The organism is Rathayibacter sp. PhB127 (assembly GCF_003751665.1).
Lineage (GTDB): Bacteria > Actinomycetota > Actinomycetes > Actinomycetales > Microbacteriaceae > Rathayibacter > Rathayibacter festucae.
Map to the genome: position 1 here is coordinate 321,187 of NZ_RKHW01000003.1, position 20,782 is coordinate 341,968.

Here is a 20,782-nt window from a genome sequence, read left to right on the forward strand (position 1 = left end):
TGCCGCGCGTCCGTCACTCCGGCCTCGCGGCGGCCTCGTGCGCGAGCTCGGCGGTGACCGCGGAGTCCGGCATCGAGCGCTCGAGCTCGTGGGCGAGGGAGGCGAGCTCGGCGCCGCCGGCCATCAGGCTGGTCAGCTCGCCGAGGGTGATCTCGCTCTTCTCGAAGTTGCCGAGGCTGGTGCCGCGGTTCAGGAGGAGGAAGCGGTCGCCGACCGGGTAGGCGTGGTGCGGGTTGTGGGTGATGAAGACCACGCCGAGCCCGGCGTCGCGGGAGCGGGCGATGTACTTGAGCACCACGCCCGACTGCTTGACGCCCAGCGCCGCGGTCGGCTCGTCCAGGATCAGCACGCGGGCACCGAAGTACACGGCGCGGGCGATGGCGACGCACTGGCGCTCGCCTCCGGAGAGGGTGCCGATCGGCTGGTCGACGTCGCGCAGGTCGATGCCCATGTTCGCCAGCTCGCTCTGCGTGATCTCCTTCATCCGCTTCACGTCCAGGCGGCGCAGCGGTCCGCGCCCCTTGGTGATCTCGGAGCCGAGGAAGAAGTTGCGCCAGACCGGCATCAGCGGCACGACCGCGAGGTCCTGGTAGACGGTCGCGATCCCCGCCTGCAGCGCGGCGCGCGGCGACGAGAAGGTGACCGGCGTCCCATCGAGGAGCAGCTCGCCCTCGGAGGGGGTGTGCGCGCCGGCGAGCATCTTGATGAACGTCGACTTGCCGGCGCCGTTGTCGCCGAGGACGCAGGTGACCTGGCCGGCGTTGACCGTGGTCGAGACTCCGGCGAGCGCATTGACGGCGCCGTAGCTCTTGCCGATGTCGCGGACCTCGACGATCGTCGTGCCCACCGGGGTGCGGGGCGCGGCCGGCTGTCCGGTCGAGGGGCCGCTCGTCGTGTCGGCGCTCATCGTCCGCCTCCTGCTCGTGTCCGGACGAAGTTGTTGAGGAGCACCGCGGCGAGCAGCATGCCGCCGAGGACGGTGCGCAGCCAGTTGGTGTCCCACTGGGCGAAGGTGATGCCCTGGAAGACCATCCCGTAGATCAGCGCGCCGAGGGCGGCGCCGATCGCCGAGCCGTAGCCGCCGGTCATCAGGCAGCCGCCGACGACGGCGCAGATGATGTAGATGAACTCCTGGCCGACGCCGGTGTTCGCCTGCACCGTCGAGGTGCGGAAGAGCGAGATCATGCCGACGAGCCAGGCGGCGCCGGCGGTCCCCATGAAGAGGCCGATCTTGGTCTTCAGCACCGGGACGCCGACCTGGCGCGACGCGGTCTGCGCCCCGCCGACGGCGAAGATCCAGTTGCCGGCGCGGGTGCGCAGCAGGATCCAGGTCGCGACGGCCGCCACCACGAACCACCAGAGCACCGAGACGTAGAAGGTGCCGCCGCCGATGCCGGCCGACGAGCCGAACAGCGGCTGGATGCCGTCGTAGCCCGGGACCTTGGTCATGCCCTGGATCGCGACCTGGCCGGTGATGATCTTCGTCACCGCCAGGTCGATGCCGGCGAGGGCGAAGAAGGTGCCGAGCGTCACGATGAAGCTGGGCAGGCCCGTCTTCATCACCAGGATGCCGTTGAGGGCGCCCACGCCGAGGCAGACGATCAGCGAGACGAACACCGCGACCCAGATGCTGAGTCCGTAGTGGGTGGTCAGGATCCCGACGATGAGGGCGGAGAAGCCCGTCATCACGCCGGCGGAGAGGTCGAACTCGCCGCCGATCATCAGCAGCGCCACGGCGACGGCCATGATCCCGAAGGTCGAGGCCGACTCCAGCCAGACCCCGGCGCCGGCGAAGCTCAGGAACTGCGGGGTGTAGAGGGAGAAGAACACGAGCACGGCGAGGGCGGCGACGAACGCGCCGGTCTCGGGCCGGGCCAGGATCTTGCGGAGCGGACGGCGCTCGAGGCGGGGCCTCGTCGCGATCGTCACGATGTCTGTCGTCGTCACTGCTGACTCCTGTCGGGGACGGGCCGGGGCCGCTAGCGGGTGCCGTTCGCGGCGAACTCGGCGACCGCGGCCGCGTTCTCCTTGGTGACGAAGGCGGGGCCGGAGTAGACCGGCTGGCCGCCGCCGATGACGTTGCCGTTGGTCGTGTAGAGCTGGAGCGCGGTCACTCCGAGGAAGCCCTGGACGTAGGGCTGCTGGTCGACGGCGAAGGCGATCGTGCCGTCCTCGACGGCCGTGACGACGTCCTCCGAGAGGTCGAAGGTGCCGACCTGGGCCGAGCTGCCCGACTCCGACACGGCACCGACGGCGTCGATCGCGTACTGGCCGCCGAGGGTGAGCACGCCGTCGATGGACGGGTCGGCCTGCAGCTTGGACTTGATGGTCGCCTTGACGTCGGCGTCGTTCGTGCCGTCCACCTGCAGGTTGCTCATGCTGCCGCCGAAGGTCGAGGCGGCAGCCTTGCAGCGCTCCTCGAGACCGACGTTGCCCGCCTCCTGGATGACGCAGAGCGCGTTGGTGGCGCCGGCCTCGGCGAGCTTGGTGCCGACCGCCTCGCCGGCGACCGTCTCGCTCTGGCCGATGTGGGTGAGGGCGCCGAACTCGGCGGAGCGCTCGATGCCGGAGTTGATGGTGACGACCGGGATGCCGGCCGCGACGGCCTTCTCGACGCTGTCCTTGACTCCGTCGGGGTTGGCCATCGAGACGACGATGCCGTCGACCTGCTGGGCGACCGCGTTGTCGATCAGCTGCGACTGCTTCGCCGGGTCGGGGTCGGCGTTGTAGGTGATGGTCGCGCCGTAGTCGCCGCCGGCCGCCTCGGCGCCGGACTTCACGCGGTCCCAGAAGGCGTCGCCGGGGCCGGAGTGGGTGACGACCGCGTAGGTGTAGTCGCCGCCGCCGCCCGCGCCACCGCCGCCGCCGGTGGTCGCGGTGGGCTCCTGCCCGGTGCCCGTGCACCCGCTGAGCAGCAGGGCGGCCGAGGCTGCGAGGCCGAGGCCGGCGAGGAATCGCTTCTTCATGGAGAGCTCCTTCTCTGCGGACGGCGTCGTCTCTGACGGTCCGGAACGTCGTTGTCGGGTCGAGTATGAAATCGCTGGTTGCAAATGTCAATACATATTGTCATTGCGCTACGCTCGGAGCGGCTCACCGGTGAGAGACATCGGGTGCCGAGCTGCTGTCACAAGCAGGGAGGAGCGCGCAATGGTGCACCGTTTCGGAGTGGGTCTGGTGTCGGTCGGCTGGATGGGACGCCTGCACACGCGCGCGTACCGCGCGGTCCCGGAGCACTACCCGGACCTCGGCGTCGCCGTGGACCTCGTGTCGGCGGCCGACACCGATCCTGGCACGCGCTCGCTCGCGGAGGACGTCCTGGGCTACCGCCGGACGACGGCCGACTACCGCGACGTGCTCGAGGACCCCGAGGTCGACATCGTCTCGATCTGCGCGCCGAACTTCCTGCACCGCGAGGTCGCCCTCGCCGCTGCGGCCGCCGGCAAGCCGTTCTGGATCGAGAAGCCGATGGGCCGCTCGGCCGCCGAGTCGTCCGAGATCGCCCGCGCGGCCGCCGACGCCGGCGTCGTCACCTCGGTCGGCTTCAACTACCGGCACGCGCCGGCGCTCGCGCAGGCCCGCGCCCTGATCCGCGAGGGAGCGATCGGCCGCGTCACGAACGTGAGCGTGCGCCTGCTCGCCGACTACTCCGCGGATCCGCTCGGCGCGCTCACCTGGCGCTTCCTGCAGGCGCGGGCCGGCTCGGGCGTGCTCGGCGATCTGCTCTCGCACGGCGCCGACCTGGCGCAGTACCTGGTGGGGCGGATCGACTCGGTCTCCGCGCTCACCGAGACCTTCGTGCGCGAGCGCCCGCTGCCCGGCTCCGCCGCGGCGGGCCACTTCAGCAAGGGCTCCGAGGGCGGCGAGCGCGGCGCGGTCGAGAACGAGGACTACGCGGCGGTCCTCGGCCGCTTCGAGTCCGGCGCGGTCGCGGTGCTGGAGGCGAGCCGGGTCGCGGTCGGGCCGCGCGCCGAGTACACCCTCGAGGTGTACGGCACGAAGGGCTCGCTGCGCTGGGACTTCCAGCGGCTGAACGAGCTGCAGCTCGCCGACGACCCCAGCGGCTACCGGACGATCATGGCGCAGCCGGGCTTCGGCGACTTCTCGCGCTTCCAGCCCGGCGCCGGGACGAGCATGGGCTTCGACGACCTCAAGACGATCGAGGCGTCGCTCTTCCTCACCTCGGTGCTCGAGAGCCGCCAGCTCGCGCCGTCGGCCGCGGACGCCTGGTCGGCCGCCGAGATCGTCGAGGCGGCGCTGCGCAGCGACCGGTCGCGGGCATGGGAGAGCGTCGCGGCCGTGAGCGGAGACACCACCTACGACGCGTGAGCCGCGGGGCGGCCTTCAGAGAGCGAAGGCCGCCTCGAAGGCGTCGAGCGCCGACTCGGAGTCGGTCGACGGCCACGCCTCGAGCCCGACGACCCCGTCGTAGCCGAGGGCACGCAGCTCCCGGGCGACGGCCGGGTAGCGGATCTCGCCGGTCCCCGGCTCGCAGCGGCCGGGCACGTCGGCGACCTGGATCTCGCCGATCCAGGTCAGGCAGCGGCGCACGAGCTCGAGCAGGTTCCCCTCGCCGATCTGCGCGTGGTACAGGTCGAGGTTCAGCCGCAGACCCGGGCGGTCGACCGCGCTGACCAGCGCGAGGGTGTCCTCGGCGCGGGCGAACGGCGTGCCCGGGTGGTCGACGGCGGTGTTGAGGTTCTCGAGGGTGAAGACCCGGCCGCGCTCCTCGCCGAGCGCGGCCAGCCGGCGGAGGGTGTCCTCGGCGCGCTCGCGATCCGCGGGCGTCACCTGGGTGCCGGGCCGGACGGGCAGGCCGCCCGGCGCGAGGCCGGTGCCGTGCAGGTTCAGCCGCGGGCTGTCGATGATCTCGGCGGCCGCCAGCGAGAGCTCGGCCGTCCGGAGCGTCTCGGCGATGCCGTCGGGGGTGATCAGGTCGCCGGTCAGATAGCCGGTCATCGACGAGAACGTCGCTCCGGTCGCCGCGAGCGCGGGCAGGTCCTTGGTGGACCAGTCCCAGATCTCGACCTCGAAGCCGCGCTCGTGCAGGCGGCGGACGCGGTCGACGAACTCGAGCTCCGGGAAGAGCATCTCCGCGGAGGCGGCGAGACGGACGGTCACGGCCGGCGCCCTACAGCTCGACGCTCACCGAGACGCGCTCGACCGCGGAGCGGGCGGCGGCGTCGGCGAGGACCAGGGCGGCGCGGCCGTCGGCGAAGGTGGGGCTCGTCGACTCCTGACCGCGGGCGAGCTTGATGAACTCGCTCAGCTCGGCCCGGTAGGCCACGGAGTACCGCTCGAGGAAGAAGTCCTGGTACGGCGGCTTGGCCTGCACGCTGGTGCCGTTCGAGACGCTGACCAGGCTGGTGAGGGCGTTCGCGACCTCGATGGAGCCGTCCGCGCCGAAGGCCTCGATGCGCTGGTCGTAGCCGACCGAGCTGTGCCGCGAGTTGGTGATCGAGACGAGCGCGCCGGAGGCGGAGCGGAGCGTGACGACGGCGGTGTCGAAGTCGCCGTGCTCGCGCGCGCCGGGGTCGAAGGTCGTCGTGCCGGTCGCGGTGACCTCGACGATGTCGGGGAGGAAGAAGCGCGCCATGTCGAAGTCGTGGATCGTCATGTCGCGGAAGATGCCGCCGGAGACGCCGATGTAGGCCGCGGGCGGGGCGGCGGGGTCGCGGCTGATGATCGAGAGCTGCTCCAGCGCGCCGATCTCGCCGGCGGCGACGCGGGCGCGCGCCTCGGCGAAGGCCGGGTCGAAGCGGCGGTTGAAGCCGAGGGCGATCGCGACTCCCGACGACGTGACGCGGGGCAGCAGGGCGTCGACGCGCGCGATGTCGAGGTCGATCGGCTTCTCGCAGAGCGCGGGGATCCCGGCCGAGATCGCGGCCTCGAGCAGGTCGACGTGGGTCGCGGTCGGCGAGGCGATCAGCACCGCGTCGATCTCACCGGAGGCGAACATCTCGGCGGCGTCGGTCGTCACGGTTCCGCCATAGCGGGCCGCGACGGCGTTCGCGCCGTCGACGAACGGGTCGCAGACCCAGGCGAGCGTCGCCTCGGGGTCGGCGGCGATGTTCGCCGCGTGCACCTGGCCGATGCGGCCGGTGCCGATGAGTCCGAAGCGGAGAGGGGTGTCGGTCACGGCGATGTCCTTGCTGCCCGGGGGCGGTCGGGGTGGTCGGGGTTCGGGTGTCGGGAGTGGGTGGCGGCGGGAGCGGGTGGCGGCGGGTCAGGCCCAGGCGCGCAGGGCCTCGCGGTTGACGGCCTGGTCGTCGCGGCGCTCGTCGCGGAAGGCCGTGATGTCGGCGTCGGGCGCGTTGAGGACGTCCTGCTCGACGACGACCCAGCCGTCGTAGCCCTGGGTGTCGATCGCGGTCATCACGGCGTCGAGGTCGATGTCGCCGCGGCCGAAGGCGACGAACGCTCCGGAGGACCAGACCTCGCGCATGCCGCCGCCGGCCGCGAGGACCCGGCGCAGCTCGGCGACGTCGACGTCCTTGAGGTGCAAGTGGTTGATCCGGGAGCCCCAGCGCTCGACGGCCGCGACCGGGTCGCCGCCGCCGATCAGCAGGTGGCCGGTGTCGAGGGTGAGCCCGATGTCGACGGCACCGAGGAAGCGGTCGATCTCCTCCGGCGACTCGATGTACGTGCCCGCGTGGTGGTGGAAGGTGGGCTCGAAGCCGGCCGCGCGGACCACGGCGGTGGCGCGCTCGACGTTGGCGACCAGCCGCGACCAGCGGGCGTCGTCGAGCGGGTCGGCACCGGCGCCGCGACCGGGCGAGGAGCGCCGGGCCGCGGAGCCGTCGTCGGCGAGAGTCGGCAGGGGGAGCCGCGCGGGGCCGTGCTCGGACGCCTCGGCGAAGAGGCGGAGCGCGGCGTCGAGCTCGGGGAGCGACGCCGCGAAGGCCTCGTCGTCCGAGAAGGGCAGCTGGATCCAGCCGCCGGCGATGTCGAGTCCCGAGCGCTCGAGGCGCTGGCGCAGCTCTCGTCCGCGGCCGAGGTAGCCGGCCGGTCCCAGGTCGACGCCGGTGTAGCCCGCCTCGGCGAGCACGTCGACGAGGTCGTCGGGCGAGACCACGTCGGCGCCCTCGGGGGTGAGCTCGAAGACGCCGAAGCTGACGGGGGCGCCGGCGACCGCGGCCTTCATCGGGACGCTCCGGGGACGACGAGCGCGGCGGTGGCGTGCGCAGGGGCGGCGTGCGCGAGGGCGCGGCGGATCATCTGGACCATACGACGGTGTACTACTCCTCGAGAGGGCGGTCTGTGATGTCGTTACAATAGCACAATGGGACGGACTGCTGAGCTGCTGATGTGCGCTGCATAATGTAGTGACGCCGACAGGTGTCGAGGACAGCCGGCGGTGAGCCGGCGAGCGGAGGGGGACGACATGGCGCTGCAGGAGGAGCACGCCCTGCCGATGGACCTCTTCATGGACCTCGACCGCTCCGGGCCCATCCCGCTCTACCACCAGATCGCGACCCGCCTCGAGCGCGCCATCCTCGACGAGACGCTCCCGGCCGGCTCCCGGCTCGAGAACGAGGTGTCGCTGGGCAACCGTCTCGGCATGTCGCGGCCGACCATCCGCCGCGCCATCCAGGACCTCGTCGACAAGGGACTCCTCGTGCGCCGCCGCGGCATCGGCACGCAGGTCGTGCACGGCAGGGTCACCCGCAACGTCGAGCTCACCAGCCTCTTCGAGGACCTCCAGCGCTCCGGGCAGAGCCCGACGACGAGCACCCTCTCCTCCACCGTCGGCACGGCCGACGAGAAGACCGCCGAGGCGCTCGGCGTCGAGGTCGGCTCGCCCGTCCTGCACCTCGTGCGCCTGCGGTCCGCGGACGGGGTCCCGCTCGCCGTGCTCGACAACACGCTGCCGGCCGACTTCGTCGACCTCGACCTCGGCGCCCTCGAGACGCACGGCCTCTACCAGCTGCTCCGGGCCCGGGGAGTGGCGATGCGCGTCGCCAAGCAGCGGATCGGCGCCCGCGCCACGACCCCGCGCGAGGCCCAGCTCCTCGACCTCCGGAAGGGCGCCGCGGTCCTGACGATGACCCGCACCGCCTTCGACAACTCGGGCCGCGCCGTCGAGTACGGCCAGCACTGCTACCGCCCCGACCTCTACTCCTTCGAGATCACCCTCGTCGACCGCTGACCCGCCGGCAGGCGGATCTCGATACGCCCGCTCCGAGGGCTACTCGATCAGCATGAGAAGGCGCTCCCTGCATGCTGGTCGAGTAGCGCGCAGCGCGTATCGAGACCCACGTGCCAGCGGTGGGCGGATCTCGATACGCCCGCTCCGAGGGCTACTCGATCAGCATGAGGGCGTCAGTGCCCGTCGCGGCGGAGCCGGGCCTCGCGGCCGGCGATGTGCACGCCGAGGCCGGTGGCGCCGGCGGCGAACGCGACGATCACGCCGAGCACCCCGTAGACGCTGCCCGCGCCGGCGGCGAACGCGCCGATCAGGAGCACGATCGAGGCCAGCACGATCAGGGCGGCGCCGGCGATCTCGCCGCCGCTGGATCTCCTCAGCACGTCTCGCATGCCTCCAGACTGCGGCGCGCGACACGCCCGCCGCAAGGCCTCCGAGGTGAACGGGGCACGAGAGCCCGCCTCCCGGTAGACGCCCGCCCGCCCCCGCCGCAACCCCGAGAGATCCGGATCCGCCCCGTTCAGACTGGAGGAATGCAGCAGCTGACCTACGCCTCCAAGAGCATCGTCACCACCGACGCCGTCACCGAGGCCCTCCTCGACCTCGTGACCGCGATCGACCGGCAGGAGCACTCGGAGGCGGTCACCGTCCCGGCGTTCACCGACGAGGGAGTGCTCGTCGAGGCGAAGATGACCCTCGACGCGAGCAGCGAGCTCGTCGCCGTGCCCGTGGAGGTCGCCGTCGACGACGAGGCCGCGATGAACGAGGCCGTCGCGTCGGCCGTCGAGGACATCCGCTCCCGCATCAAGAACAACAGGCGCACCGTCGCGCGCCCCGTGATCGAGCCGGACCCGGAGCCCTACAACTACGAGGAGTTCTGATCCGCCGCTGACCTCGAGCGTCTAGCCCAGGCGACCGTCGAGGTCCTTGACCACGCGGCCCGACTGCAGGACCGCGCGCACCGCCGAGGGATCGCCCAGCGCGGCGATATCGGCCAGCGGATCCGCGTCGGTCAGCACCAGGTCGGCGAGCTTGCCCGGCTCGACCGAGCCGAGCTGCGCGTCCAGGCCCAGCAGGCGCGCGCCGCCGAGGGTGCCGGCGCTCAGCGCCTCCAGCGGCGTGAGCCCGACGGCGACCAGCTGCGCCAGCTCGGCGAGGTTGCGGCCGTGCGGGTGCACGCCGGCGTCCGTGCCGAGGGCGAGCGGGATCCCCGCCGCGACGGCCCGGCGCACCGAGTCGAGACCGCGCTCGCGCAGCAGCTCGCGCTGCCGGAGCCGCTCGGCGGTCGTCGTCGCCGGGTCGAACGCGCGGACCAGGATGCTCAGGGTCGGCACGAGCGTCGTCCCGCGCTCGCGCATCAGCGCGATGGTCTCGTCGGAGAGGTCGTAGCCGTGCTCGATGCTCGTCGCGCCGCCCAGGACGGCGGCGCGCGCGGCGTCGTCGGAGAGGGCGTGCGCGGTGATCGGACGGCCGCCGCGCTCGGCGAGCAGCTCCGCGATCAGGGCGACCTGCTTCTCGGTGATGCCGACGTCGCGGGCGTCGTCGTTCGGTGAGCCGAGCCCGCCCGAGGTGGCGACCTTGATCACGTCGGCACCGGTGCGGACGAGCGTCCTGACCATCCGGACCACGTCCTCGTCGGTGTCGACGAGTCCGGGCGCGGGCATGCCCGGGCGCACGGCCCAGGCCGGCAGGCTGCCGTTGCGGTGGTGCGGATCGGCGTGGCCGCCGGTCGGCGAGAGCATGGCGATCGCGAGGTGCAGGCGCGGGCCGTCGACGGCGCCACGGGCGACGGCCTCGCGGTAGCCGGGCGAGAGCCCGTCGAGGTCGCGGGCGGTCGTCACCCCGGCGTCGAGCGTGCGGCGCAGCAGCCCGGCGATCTCGAGGACGTCCTCCTCCGGGAAGCGCTCGCGCGCCGCCTCCGGAGCGACCGGCACCATCGCGAGGTGCACGTGCACGTCGACGAAGCCCGGCAGCAGGAACGCGCCGGACACATCGACCGCGCGGCCCTCGAGCCCGGGATCCGCACGGCGCGGCCCCGCGTAGGCGATCACGCCGTCGCGGATCTCCACCTCGGAGTCCTCGAGCGGTGCGGCACCGGTGCCGTCGACGAGCGTCGCGCCGACGAGGCGGAGCACGCCCTCGGCGACGGGGGTGGCGGGCAGTCGGGCCGTCATGCGCTCTCCTTCGCGGGGACCGACGCCGCTCCGGAGAGGCTGAAGCCGGGCGAGCCCGGGTCGGCGTCGAGCAGGCGGCGGGTGTACCAGTGCTGGGGGTCGGCGTAGATCCGCTCGACCGGGCCGGCCTCGACGACCTCGCCGCGGTAGAGCACCACGACCTCGTCGCTGACCCGCTGGACGACGGCGAGGTTGTGCGAGATGAACATCATCGTCAGGCCGAGCGACTCCTTGATGCCGGCCAGCAGGTCGAGGATCTGCCCCTGCACCGAGACGTCGAGGGCGGAGGTGATCTCGTCGGCGATCACGAAGGTCGGGTCGATGATCAGCCCGCGGGCGATCGCGACGCGCTGGCGCTGGCCGCCGGAGAACTCGTGCGGGAACCGGTGCCGCATGTCGGCGCTGAGACCGACGCGCTCGAGCCAGGCGACGATGAGCTCCTCGTTCCGGCCGACGCGGGCGCGGACCGGGTCGATCGCCTCGGCCAGGGTCTGCGCGATCGTGCGCCGCGGCGACAGCGACGAGTAGGGGTCCTGCGGGATCATCTGCGTGCGCCGGCGGTAGGCGTGCATCGCCGAACGGTTCGCGGCCACGATGTCGACGCCGTCCACGCTCGCCGTGCCGGCGGCCGCGCGGACCGATCCGACGAGCACCTTGGCGAGGGTCGACTTGCCGGAGCCGGACTCGCCGACCACGCCGACGGTGCGGCCGCGCTCGACCCGCAGGTCGACGCCGTGCAGGACCTTCGCGTGCCCGAAGACGACGTCGAGACCGCGGACGTCGACCATCGCGGAGGACGCGGCGGCTCCGGCGGGCGAAACGGCGGCGGCGCTCACGAGCGCACCTCCGGCGCGGTCGGCACGGTCACGACGGGCGTCGCGGCGAGCAGCTGCCGCGTGTACGGATGCGTCACGGTCTCCTCCGAGAGATGGGCGATGTCCTCGATCCGCTCGACGATGCGGCCGTCCTTCATCACGAGGACGCGGTCGCAGAGCGCCCGGACGACGCCGAGGTCGTGCGAGATGAAGAGCACGGCGGTGCCGGAGTCCTCGTTCATGCGCTTGAGCACGCTCAGCACCTCGCGCTGCACCGTCACGTCGAGCGCGGTGGTCGGCTCGTCGGCGATCAGCAGGTCGGGCTTCGCGCTCATCGCCGAGGCGATCATCGCGCGCTGCTTCATGCCGCCGGAGAGCTGGTGCGGGTACTGCCGGAGCCGCCCCTCCGGATCGGAGAGCATCACCGAGCGGAAGCCGCGCAGGAGCAGGTCGAGCGCGTCGCGGCGGGAGTGGCGCAGGCGGATCCGCAGCACGTCGGACAGCTGGGTGCCGAGGACCATGGCGGGGTTCAGTGCGGTGCCCGGATCCTGGTAGATCAGGCCGATCTTCGCGGCGAGCACCCGGTCCGGCACGGGGCCGAGCAGGTCGGTGCCGCCGAGCTCGAGCCGGCGCGCGGACGCCTCGAGGCCCTCGCCGAGCAGCTTGGCGACGACGGAGGCGGTCAGCGACTTGCCCGAGCCGGACTCGCCGACGATGCCGAGCACCTCGCCGCGGCGGATGGTGAAGGAGAGGTCGGAGACGAGCTCGCGGCCGGTCGCGCCGTGGCAGACGGTGATGCCGTCGGCGACGAGCACGGCGTCGGCCGGGACGGGCGCGGCGGTCGAGGAGCCGGTGGACGAGGAGTCGGCGGCCCTCGTCATCCGGGCCCGCGTCGTGTTCGAGCGCGGGTTCGCCGCCGCCGCCAGCCCGTCGCCGACCAGCAGCGCCGCGAAGGAGGCGACCGTGAGCGCGAGCGCCGGGCCGAGGATGACGACCGGGTTCACCGAGATGCGGCTCAGCCCGTCGTTGAGCAGCGTGCCCCAGTCGAAGGCGGGCGTCTGGGCGCCGAGGCCGATGAAGGAGAGGCCGGAGATCTCGACGAGGGCGCCGGAGAAGGCACCGGCGACGAGGATCAGCGTCGGCTCGGCCATGTTCGGCAGCACGTGCCGCAGCGCGACGAGGTGCGTCGGCACTCCGGTCAGCCGGGCGGTGGTGACGTACTCGCTCGCCGCGATCTTGGAGGCGAGGTTGGCCGTGAGCCGCGCGAAGCCGGCGATGTTGGCGACCGCGATGGCGACCACCACCTGCACGACGCCCTGGCCGAGGATGGCGGCGACGATGATCGCGACGAGCATCGTCGGGTAGCTGACGGCCAGCTCGATCGCGCGCAGCCCCAGCTCGCGGACCCGGCGCGGGGCGAGCCAGACGCCGATGCCGACCGCGATGCCGACGATCGCCGAGAGCACGGTCGCGGCGAGCGCCATCAGCACGGTCGAGCGGGTGGCGACGAGGGTGCGGGCGAGCATGTCGCGGCCGAGGGTGTCGGTGCCGAGCGGGTGCTCGGGGGTCGAGCCGAGGCTGGGGCTTCCGCCGAGGCCGGTGGCCTGGCCCTCGAGCGCGATCGGGGCGATCAGCGCGGTGAGGGCGATGACGCCGAGCAGGCCGAGCCCGATCACGAGCCCGGGGTTCCAGGCGAAGGTGCGCGCGCCGGCGGGCTTCAGGCCGCGGACGGCGGGGAGGGACTCAGCCACGCTGCTCTCCGAGGGTGCGCGGGTCGATCAGACCCAGGATGACGTCGATCACGAGGGTGATCACGAGGGAGATGAGCCCGATCACGAAGACGGCCGCGCGGATCACCGGGTAGTCCTTGTCGATCGCGATTGCCTGGACGATCACGCCGCCGAGACCGGGCCAGGCGAAGACCGCCTCGGTGATCAGCGCCGAGCCGAGCAGGGCGGTGAGGATGATGCCCGAGAGCGTCAGCGCCGTGGTCAGCAGGTTCGGCAGCATGTGCTTGGCGTAGAGGGTGAGCGCGGGCAGCCGCCAGCCGCGGGCGGTGCGCATGTAGTCCTGCTCGAGGATCACCGCGGTCTCACGGCGGACGATCCTCGCGACGGAGCAGGTGCCGCCGACGGTGAGCGAGGCGATCGGCAGGATCGCGGCGGTGCCGAAGTCGTAGGCCGGCGAGTACGCGGGCGGCAGCACCTTCAGCAGCACCGCGAAGACGACGACGAAGCCGGTCGCGAGCACGTAGGTGGGCACCGAGGAGATCAGCCCGGTGACGGTGCTGAACACGGCGTCGAGCCAGCGGCGGCGGTCGCCGCGGGTCGCGACTCCGACCGCCATGCCGAGCGCGATGCCGAGCACGAGCAGGAGCAGCACCGCGGAGATCGTGATGGTCAGCGTGTACGGCACAGCCGTCATCACGAGGTCCATCGCGGGGATCTTGTATCGGTAGGAGGCGCCGAAGTCGCCCTGCAGCACGCCGACGAGGTAGGTCCAGAGCTGCGCGGGCAGCGGCTGGTCGAGCCCGAGCTGGGTGCGCACCAGCTCGACCTGGTCGAGCGAGGCCGCCTCCCCCGCGATGGCGATCGCCGGGTCGCCGGGGATGAGCTGCACGATCAGGAAGGTGACCAGCACGAGCAGCGCGAGGTTGACGAGCAGGCCGAGGGCCCGGCGGAGGAGGAACCTCCGCCAGGCCCCGCCGAGGGTGCCGGCGCGGACGGCGCCCGGGCCGGGCGCCCCCGCGCCGGACGACCCGAGGCCCAACGATGCAGCGGTGGTGGCGGTCGTGGTGCTCATCGCGTCGTCTCCTCGTGTCGTCCGGCTCGGGTGGGCTGCTCAGTGGATCAGGGCGTCATCGGATCAGGACAGGATCCGCATGGCCGAGATGTCCCAGTAGCCCGAGAACACCGAGGTGGCGAAGCCGGAGCGGGCCACGTAGCGGTGCGTGTCGGTGATCAGCGGCGTCATGTCGACGCGCTCGAGGATCGTCTTCTGGGCGGCGAGCAGGTTCTCGCACTGCGTCTCGGTGTCCGAGGCGGCCATCGCGGCCTCGTAGTAGGCGACGCCCTCGGGGTTGTCGCTGGAGGAGACGTTCGTGCCGCCGTCGGCGTAGGTCGGGCCGAGGTAGCGGGCGATCGTGGTGTGGATCAGGCCGGGGCCGGCGTTCTCCGCGGCGATCGCGACGTCCCAGGTGGCGGGCTCGGTGCGCATGGCCTTCGACCAGTCGGCCGGGTCGAGCGCCGAGACGGTGACGGTGGCGCCCGCGGCGCGGAGCGACTCGGCCAGGTAGTCGGCGGCCGGGTCCCAGTTCGACATCATCAGCAGGCGGATCGACTGACCGGTGAGCTCGGGCGTCGCGGCGGCGGGGTCGTACTTCTGCACCAGCGACTCGTCGTCCAGCGCGCATCGGTAGCTCGCCGCGTTGACGGTGTACTGCGGCACGCCGAGGCCGTCGAGGCCGGCGGAGTTGAAGCCCTGGGTGTCGATCGCCTGGGCGACCGCGGCGCGGAGGTCCTCCTTGCCCTCGAAGATCGAGCCGGAGCCGGGGGCCTCGTTGAAGACGAGGTTGTAGGCCGAGCTGGCGAAGGTGACGGTCGTGTAGGCCGGGTCGTCCTCGAAGCGCAGCGCGTTCGAGTCGTAGAAGCGGGCCAGATCGACGCCGCCGGACTCAAGCAGGTTGGCGCTCGTGTTGGAGTCGGACTGCACGGTGAGGTTGATCGTCTTCGCGGGCTCGCCCTCGACGTCCTGCCAGTCGGGCCAGGCGTCGTAGTCGTCGCGCAGCGTGTAGGCGGCGCTGACGCCGGCCGAGAGGTCCGACAGCATGTACGGGCCGGACCAGGCGCCGTCGACGGTGCCCGCGGCGAGGCCCTCGGTGTCGGCGAGGCCGGCGGGGCAGATGATGCCGGTGCCGGGGCGGGTGACGCCGCCGAGCAGCTGCGAGTAGGGCTGGCTGAGCGAGATCGTCAGCGTGCCGGCCGCGTCGTCGGGGGTGAAGGTCGGCTCGCCGGAGCCGAAGGCCTGGTTCTTCCAGGTCAGCGCGCCCGAGTCGTCGAGGCCGGTGAGGTACGTGAAGGAGTCGGCGACGACGGTCGGCGTGATCGCCGTGCCGTCGGCGCAGGTGGCGCCGTCGCGGAGGGTGAACGTGTACTCGGAGGCCGAGACGGCGTTCCACTCGGTGGCGAGGCCGCCGATGTAGCCCTCGGTCTCGCCCTGGCGGAGCAGGGTGTCGAAGCCGAGGCGCGCGACGGTCACGTCGGCGTCGGCGGAGGCCTTCGCGGGGTCGAAGGTGGACGGCGCGTACCAGAGCTCCGCGTTGATGGTGTCGGTGGTGCCGGCGGTGCCGGTGGCGCTCTGCGGGGCGCTGGTGGTCCCGCAGGCGGTGAGCGCGAGGCTCGCGACGGCCGCCAGTGCGACGCCGGCGAGCAAGCTCTTCCTGACCATGGTGCTGTCCTCCAAGGGGTACGGGTGGTGCATCGGGGGCGGGGCGGAGTTGCTCGGGGGGCCGCTCAACTTGGATCCAATCTAAGGCAATGCGGATCCCATTGTGTTTCGGCGGGATTACATCTGCTGGGCGATCCCCGCGGCCGCCTCGTGCACCGTCCGCCCGCCGACCACCGTCCGCAGCACGCGCGCCCCGGCGAACTCCTCCGCCGAGCACTCCCCCGGGTCGACCGAGAGCAGCACCAGGTCGGCGAGGAAGCCGGGGCGGAGCATCCCGCGGCGGTCCTCCGCGAAGGCCGCGTGCGCCGCTCCCCGGGTGTAGCCCTCGACGGCCTCGAGCACCGTGAGCGCCTGCTCCGGACCGAGCGGTTCGGGCAGGCGGCGCATCCGACGGCTCACCGCGGTCGCGACCACCCGGCGCGGGTCGAACGGGAAGTAGGGGGCGTCGGAGCCGAGCGCGATCACGGCGCCGGACTCCTGCCAGTCGCGCATCGGGTTCACCGGGTCGGCCCGCGCGCCGAGCCGCTCCGTCAGTCCGGCCGCGTTGCTCCAGGCGATCGAGGGCTGCAGCGAGGCGACGACGCCGAGCCGGGCCGCGCGCTCGCGGCTCTCGGCGGAGGGCTCGAGGTAGGCGTGGATCAGCTGGCAGCGCAGGGCGGCGATCCGCTCGGGCGGGCCGGCCGCCTCGAGGGCGTCGAGCACCTCGGCGACCGCGCGGCTGCCGACCGCGTGCACGCCCAGGCCCCAGCCGCGGGCGACGCACTCCGCGGCGAGCCGCGCGAACTCTGCGGTCGCGATCCGCTGCACGCCGTGGCTTCCGCTGGGCCAGGGCTGCTCGAGGAGCGCCTGGCCCTTCATCCCCTCGCCGTCGTAGTAGACCTTGATCGGGCCGAGGCGGAGCAGCTCGTCGCCGTCGCCGGTGCTGCCGCCGACGGTGTCGAGCAGGGCGAGCGCCTCGTCGACGCCCGGGACCGCTTCCGTGCCGAGCTCGGGGTAGGGCATCGCGACGACCCGCAGCGACAGCTCGCCGCGCTCGTGGGCGGCGCGGTAGGCGGCGAGCTCGTCGAGCGTGACGGCCGGGTCGACGACGCCGGTGAAGCCCAGCTCGTGCAGCAGCGGCTGGATGCGGAGGAGGGCCGCGCGGCGGTCCTCGGGGGTGGGCGGGGTGTCGCCGAGCCAGTCCGGGGCGTCCGGATCAGCGTCCGCGTCGGCGAGCATCGCGGCCGAGAAGGCGTCCGCTCCGGCGCCCGCGTCGAGCAGCTGCAGGGCCTTCAGTCCCGCGCGCTGGGCGTGCGAGTGCGCGTCGATGAAGCCGGGGAGGAGGGTGCCGTCGAGGTGCTCCTCGGGGGTGCCGGCCGGGGCTGCGGCGCGGACGCCTGCGAGGGTGCCGACGGCGGTGATCCGGTCGCCGTCTATCAGGAGCGCCTCGGCGAGCGGGTTCTCGGGGTCCATCGTGCGGATGCGGGCGACGAGGAGGCGGGGGGCGGTGCCGTTCTGCGACTCAGGCATCGATCGTCTCCCGGCGGTCGAGCCAGTCGTGCACGTCGGCGGCGGTGACGAGGGCGTCGCGCTGGAGGTACTCGATCGCCTCCAGGGTGGCGGCGTGCGCGCGCTCGCTCGAGCCGGCGACGCAGTCGGTGAGCACCCGGACGGCGTAGTCGTGCTGGTGCGCGTCCGCCGCCGTGTAGTGGATGCAGACGTCGGTGAGGCCGCCGACCAGCAGCAGCGTGCCCGCGCGGTAGGCCTTCAGCACGATCTCGAGCTCGGTGCCGAAGAAGGCGGAGTAGCGGCGCTTGCGGATCACGAACTCCTCGGGCCGCGGCTCGAGCCAGGACGCCAGCTCGGTGCCCGGGTCGCCCTCGAGGCAGTGCGGGCCCTCGGCGCCGTCGAGTTCGCGGCCGATGTCGATCAGGTCGCGCTTGTGCACCTCCTGCACGAAGACGACCGGCACACCGGCACTGCGGCAGTGCGCGATCAGGTCACGCACCCGGGGCGTGCGCTCCGCCCGGCCGCTCATCACGGGGATGCCGGGGGTCGGCAGGCCCGAGGCGGCCCCGCCCTGGATGTCGACGACGAGGAGGACGGGAGTGCCGGAGACGGCGAGCATGCGGGTGGATCCTTCCGGGTGGTGCGCGGGTCGGGTGAGGTGCCCCCACGACCCCGGCGGCGCGAGGGCCGGGGCCCGTCGTCCGCCCGGCAAGTCTGGCCAGGCGATCGTTCGGGCGGGGGTCGGCCGTGTTTCCCTGGGGTAAAACCTCGGGCTGCTCGGCTTGTGGAGGAGAGTCGGCTCCTCCGGTGCGCAGAAGTTGTCGTACCCGCGCGCCCAGTACGACAACTTCCGGAGAGGGGCGGGCGTCAGGCCGGGCGGCCGTCAGACCGGGCGGGCGGCGCGGCGGCGGCGGTGCGGGAGCAGGGCGGCGACGGGGACCGGGGCGAAGGCGTCGGCGACGGCGACCCAGACGGTCGCGTCGGGCGCGTGGTCGCCGAGGAGCTCGGCGCAGACGCCGCAGGGCTCGATGAGGTGGCGGGAGCCGGCCGGGCGCTGCAGCACTCCGACGATCGAGACGACCGGGGAGCCGGCGACGACGGCGGCGCTCAGGGCGGCGGACTCGGCGCAGACGGAGGCCCGGCCGGCGCTCGCCTCGACGTGCAGGCCGGTCACGATCCGCCCGTCCGCGAGCCGCAGGGCGGCCGCGACCTCGTGGACGCCGGTCCGGTAGCGGGCGTCGAGGATCGCCGAGGCCACCTCGAGCAGCTCGCGGTCCGGCGCGGACATCCCCGCGGGAGGCCCGTCGAGCACCGGCCGATCGAGCACCGGCCGATCGCGCACCGGCCGATCGCGCACCGGGCTCTCCGGCGCCGAAGGCGCCGACTCCGCCCCCTCGGTCACGACCAGCCCAGGATCCGCGCCATGTTGCCGCCCTCGACCAGCGCGCGGTCGGCCTCGTCCGGGATCGCCTTGGCGATCTTCATCCGCTCGAGGTCGAAGTCGCTGCCCGGCCACTCCGAGCCGAGCAGGATCTTCTCGGCGCCGAGACGGGCGTAGGCGCGCTTGACGTCGGACATCAGCGTCGCCGAGGTCTCGAGGTAGACGTGCGGGTTGCGCTCGGCGACGATGATCGCCTCGGGCACGTTCCAGACCGCGCCCATGTGGGCGATGATCGTCGGCACCCCGGGGAAGCCCTTGGCGATCTCCTCGATGGCGAACGGCGCGCAGAACGCGTCGTCGAGGGCGTTGATCAGAACGGGCAGGCCGAGCTCGTCGCAGACCGCGAACAGCGGGTCGAGCAGCCCGTGGTCGGCGACGTGGTAGCCGTGCAGGCTGGGGTGCAGCTTGAGTCCGACCAGCCCGGCGTCGGCGAAGCGGCGGATCTCGTCGGTCGCGTTCTCCCACTGCGGCATGACCTGGCCGAAGCCGAACAGGCGGTCGGGGTGCGCCTTCACGAGGTCGATCAGGAAGTCGTTCTCGATGCCCTGCGCGAGGGAGCAGACCATCGCGCGGTCGACGCCGGCGGCGTCCATCCGGTCGAGGATGCGCTTCGGGTCGAACGGGGTGTAGGCCGGGGGCTGCTCGCCGGGGCGGACCCCGCTGAGGTAGTCGCTGCGGCCTCGGCGGTCCTGCGTGGTGTTGTACGCGTCGATGATCATGCGGCGTCTCCTTCTTCCGGTGCGGTGCGGGGTGTGGGGTGCGGGGTGTGGGGTGTCGTTCGGGGGGCGGGGCGGGCTGCTCAGCCGACCGCGGCCATCGCGCCCATGGCGACGAGCGCGGCAAGGGAGGCGAGCCTGCGGGTGGTGTCGAGGCGGCCGGGGCGGCCGGCGAGGGCGACGCGGAGCGTGCACGCCGCGTAGACGGCGACGGCGGCGCCGAGCGGCAGGGCGAGTCCGCCGCCGTGCGCGTGCCCGGCGCCCGCGAGAGCACCCGCGGTGGGGGCGGCGTCGGCGAGGAGCACGAGGACGGCGGCGAGCAGCATCCCGACGGCGTGCAGCGCGTCGGCGCCGTGCCGCCGGACGCCTCGGCCGCGACGCACCCGGTCGACGAGGGCGGCGACGAGTGCGCAGCCCGCGAGCAGCGCGGACCAGAGCGGCGCGGGCAGGAGGTGCAGGGCCGGCAGGTGCACGTCGAGCATCGCGGCGAGCATGGCCGCTTCGGCGACGAGCCAGCCGCGGCCGACGCCACGCCAGCCGGCCAGGCCGAGCGCGAGGGAGGCGGCGGCGCCCGCGAGCATCACGACCAGCAGCACATCCACGCCGGCCTCCTGACCTCGATCGGTCGCCACGGCGGGCAACATTGGATCCAATCTAGGGCTGCGCGGATCCACGGGTCAAGCCGACAGCAAGAGCGGGCCCTCGGTTCGACGACACCGGCCCTCGCGTGGGATCCAATGCCTGCCATGATTGGATCCCGGCCGACCTGGCCGCTGATCGGAGGGGATCATCGCGTGACGACCCAGGGCGACAATGCACTCGTGGACGATCTGGCCGCCCGGATCCGGGCGAAGATCATGTCCGGCGAGATCCCGATCGGCGCCCCGCTGCGCCAGGCCGAGCTCGCGACGCAGTTCGGCATCAGCCGCACCCCGGTCCGCGAGGCGCTGCGCCAGCTGCAGACCGGCGGGCTGATCGAGGTCGTCCCCAACCGCGGCGCCGTCGTCCGCGTGCCGGTGCCGTGGGAGGTACGCGAGGCCTACGAGGTGCGCGCCGAGCTGGAGTCGCTCGCCGCCCGCCGCGCGGTCGACCGCCTGGACGATGCGACGATCGCCGAGCTCCGCGAGGTGAACACCGCGATGTACGAGCGCTCGCTCGCCGTCGCCGCCGGCACCGCGGCCGAGCGCGACGGCAGCGCCAACGACCAGTTCCACGGGCTGATCTACCAGGCCTCGGGTAACACCCGCCTCAGCCGGATGCTGATCGAGATCAACGACGCCTTCCCCCGGAACGTCTCGGGCCTGGTCCTCCGCGAGAACTCGCGCCACCGCGAGGAGAATTTCCGCGAGCACGAACAGATCGTCGAGGCCTTCGTCGCCGGCGACCGCGAGCGCGCCGCCGACATCATGCGCGAGCACGTCCTCCGCGCGGGCGAGCACCTCGCGCACTGGTACGAGCGCCGCTCCTCGACGGTGTTCACGGGCTGAGGGGCGGAGTCGGCCGCACACCATCAGCTGAGAAGGGTGGGCCTCCTCCCACAGCGGAGGCCGGGTGCTCTC

General features: G+C 72.9%; 21 protein-coding genes. 4 read left to right on the forward strand and 17 right to left on the reverse strand.

What is annotated here, in order from left to right; all coding sequences use genetic code 11:
* Positions 1-13: 13 nt before the first annotated feature.
* Genes EDF22_RS16105 through EDF22_RS16115 form a run of 3 tightly spaced genes read right to left on the reverse strand, consistent with a single transcriptional unit; the run spans position 14 to position 2,966 of the window.
* The gene (locus EDF22_RS16105; RefSeq protein WP_123705870.1) at positions 14-907 is read right to left on the reverse strand and encodes an ATP-binding cassette domain-containing protein; all 894 of its coding nucleotides are present in this window, start codon (positions 905-907) and stop codon (positions 14-16) included.
* Positions 904-1,947 (reverse strand): ABC transporter permease, encoded by a 1,044-nt coding sequence (locus EDF22_RS16110; RefSeq protein WP_123705871.1) that lies wholly within the window; start codon positions 1,945-1,947, stop codon positions 904-906. Before EDF22_RS16110 ends, EDF22_RS16105 begins: the two co-directional genes overlap by 4 nt.
* Before the next feature lie 32 nt (positions 1,948-1,979).
* Positions 1,980-2,966, reverse strand: coding sequence for a sugar ABC transporter substrate-binding protein (locus tag EDF22_RS16115; RefSeq protein ID WP_123705872.1), 987 nt, complete (start codon positions 2,964-2,966; stop codon positions 1,980-1,982).
* 181 nt (positions 2,967-3,147) lie between these two features.
* On the opposite strand from EDF22_RS16115, the gene EDF22_RS16120 reads away from it, so the two are divergent.
* Positions 3,148-4,326, forward strand: coding sequence for a Gfo/Idh/MocA family protein (locus EDF22_RS16120; protein ID WP_123705873.1), 1,179 nt, complete (start codon positions 3,148-3,150; stop codon positions 4,324-4,326).
* A gap of 15 nt (positions 4,327-4,341) precedes the next feature.
* On the opposite strand, the gene EDF22_RS16125 is transcribed toward EDF22_RS16120, so the two are convergent.
* The 3 genes from EDF22_RS16125 to EDF22_RS16135 all read right to left on the reverse strand — a co-directional run bounded on the left by EDF22_RS16125 (position 4,342) and on the right by EDF22_RS16135 (position 7,141).
* On the reverse strand, positions 4,342-5,088 hold the full coding sequence (locus tag EDF22_RS16125; RefSeq protein ID WP_123705961.1) for a TIM barrel protein: 747 nt from the start codon (positions 5,086-5,088) through the stop codon (positions 4,342-4,344).
* Positions 5,089-5,128: 40 nt separating this feature from the next.
* A complete protein-coding gene (gene iolG, locus EDF22_RS16130) occupies positions 5,129-6,136 on the reverse strand; it encodes an inositol 2-dehydrogenase (RefSeq protein ID WP_123705874.1) in 1,008 nt (335 codons plus the stop codon).
* Between the two features lie 87 nt (positions 6,137-6,223).
* On the reverse strand, positions 6,224-7,141 hold the full coding sequence (locus EDF22_RS16135; RefSeq protein ID WP_123705875.1) for a sugar phosphate isomerase/epimerase: 918 nt from the start codon (positions 7,139-7,141) through the stop codon (positions 6,224-6,226).
* A 240-nt stretch (positions 7,142-7,381) separates the two neighbouring features.
* On the opposite strand from EDF22_RS16135, the gene EDF22_RS16140 reads away from it, so the two are divergent.
* On the forward strand, positions 7,382-8,146 hold the full coding sequence (locus EDF22_RS16140; protein WP_123705876.1) for a GntR family transcriptional regulator: 765 nt from the start codon (positions 7,382-7,384) through the stop codon (positions 8,144-8,146).
* Between the two features lie 173 nt (positions 8,147-8,319).
* Here the strand turns inward: EDF22_RS16140 and EDF22_RS16145 are convergent, their stop codons facing one another.
* The gene (locus tag EDF22_RS16145; protein WP_123705877.1) at positions 8,320-8,535 is read right to left on the reverse strand and encodes a hypothetical protein; all 216 of its coding nucleotides are present in this window, start codon (positions 8,533-8,535) and stop codon (positions 8,320-8,322) included.
* A gap of 141 nt (positions 8,536-8,676) precedes the next feature.
* On the opposite strand from EDF22_RS16145, the gene EDF22_RS16150 reads away from it, so the two are divergent.
* Positions 8,677-9,024 carry a hypothetical protein gene (locus EDF22_RS16150; RefSeq protein ID WP_123705878.1) on the forward strand — a complete coding sequence of 116 codons (348 nt, stop codon included), beginning with the start codon at positions 8,677-8,679 and terminating at the stop codon, positions 9,022-9,024.
* Positions 9,025-9,045: 21 nt separating this feature from the next.
* On the opposite strand, the gene EDF22_RS16155 is transcribed toward EDF22_RS16150, so the two are convergent.
* The 10 genes from EDF22_RS16155 to EDF22_RS16200 all read right to left on the reverse strand — a co-directional run bounded on the left by EDF22_RS16155 (position 9,046) and on the right by EDF22_RS16200 (position 19,825).
* A complete protein-coding gene (locus EDF22_RS16155) occupies positions 9,046-10,317 on the reverse strand; it encodes an amidohydrolase family protein (protein ID WP_123705879.1) in 1,272 nt (423 codons plus the stop codon).
* Entirely contained in the window at positions 10,314-11,153 is an 840-nt protein-coding gene (locus tag EDF22_RS16160; RefSeq protein ID WP_260303513.1) for an ABC transporter ATP-binding protein, read from the reverse strand. Before EDF22_RS16160 ends, EDF22_RS16155 begins: the two co-directional genes overlap by 4 nt.
* On the reverse strand, positions 11,150-12,883 hold the full coding sequence (locus EDF22_RS16165; protein ID WP_260303515.1) for a dipeptide/oligopeptide/nickel ABC transporter permease/ATP-binding protein: 1,734 nt from the start codon (positions 12,881-12,883) through the stop codon (positions 11,150-11,152). The genes EDF22_RS16160 and EDF22_RS16165 overlap by 4 nt, the downstream gene beginning before the upstream one ends.
* A complete protein-coding gene (locus tag EDF22_RS16170; RefSeq protein WP_123705880.1) occupies positions 12,876-13,934 on the reverse strand; it encodes an ABC transporter permease in 1,059 nt (352 codons plus the stop codon). Before EDF22_RS16170 ends, EDF22_RS16165 begins: the two co-directional genes overlap by 8 nt.
* A gap of 63 nt (positions 13,935-13,997) precedes the next feature.
* Positions 13,998-15,578, reverse strand: a complete 1,581-nt coding sequence (locus EDF22_RS16175; RefSeq protein ID WP_148059215.1) for an ABC transporter substrate-binding protein — start codon at positions 15,576-15,578, stop codon at positions 13,998-14,000.
* A 117-nt stretch (positions 15,579-15,695) separates the two neighbouring features.
* Positions 15,696-17,087: an amidohydrolase gene (locus tag EDF22_RS16180; RefSeq protein ID WP_123705882.1), complete on the reverse strand. Its 1,392-nt coding sequence runs from the start codon at positions 17,085-17,087 to the stop codon at positions 15,696-15,698.
* Positions 17,080-17,685, reverse strand: a complete 606-nt coding sequence (locus EDF22_RS16185) for a cysteine hydrolase family protein (RefSeq protein WP_123705883.1) — start codon at positions 17,683-17,685, stop codon at positions 17,080-17,082. The genes EDF22_RS16180 and EDF22_RS16185 overlap by 8 nt, the downstream gene beginning before the upstream one ends.
* Positions 17,686-17,949: 264 nt before the next feature.
* Positions 17,950-18,423 carry a hypothetical protein gene (locus EDF22_RS16190; protein WP_221180953.1) on the reverse strand — a complete coding sequence of 158 codons (474 nt, stop codon included), beginning with the start codon at positions 18,421-18,423 and terminating at the stop codon, positions 17,950-17,952.
* Positions 18,424-18,464: 41 nt separating this feature from the next.
* Positions 18,465-19,226 carry an amidohydrolase family protein gene (locus tag EDF22_RS16195; protein WP_123447441.1) on the reverse strand — a complete coding sequence of 254 codons (762 nt, stop codon included), beginning with the start codon at positions 19,224-19,226 and terminating at the stop codon, positions 18,465-18,467.
* 80 nt (positions 19,227-19,306) lie between these two features.
* The gene (locus EDF22_RS16200) at positions 19,307-19,825 is read right to left on the reverse strand and encodes a hypothetical protein (protein WP_123705884.1); all 519 of its coding nucleotides are present in this window, start codon (positions 19,823-19,825) and stop codon (positions 19,307-19,309) included.
* 192 nt (positions 19,826-20,017) lie between these two features.
* Between EDF22_RS16200 and EDF22_RS16205 the strand changes: the two genes are divergently transcribed.
* Entirely contained in the window at positions 20,018-20,710 is a 693-nt protein-coding gene (locus EDF22_RS16205) for a GntR family transcriptional regulator (RefSeq protein ID WP_208110622.1), read from the forward strand.
* Positions 20,711-20,782 lie beyond the last annotated feature (72 nt).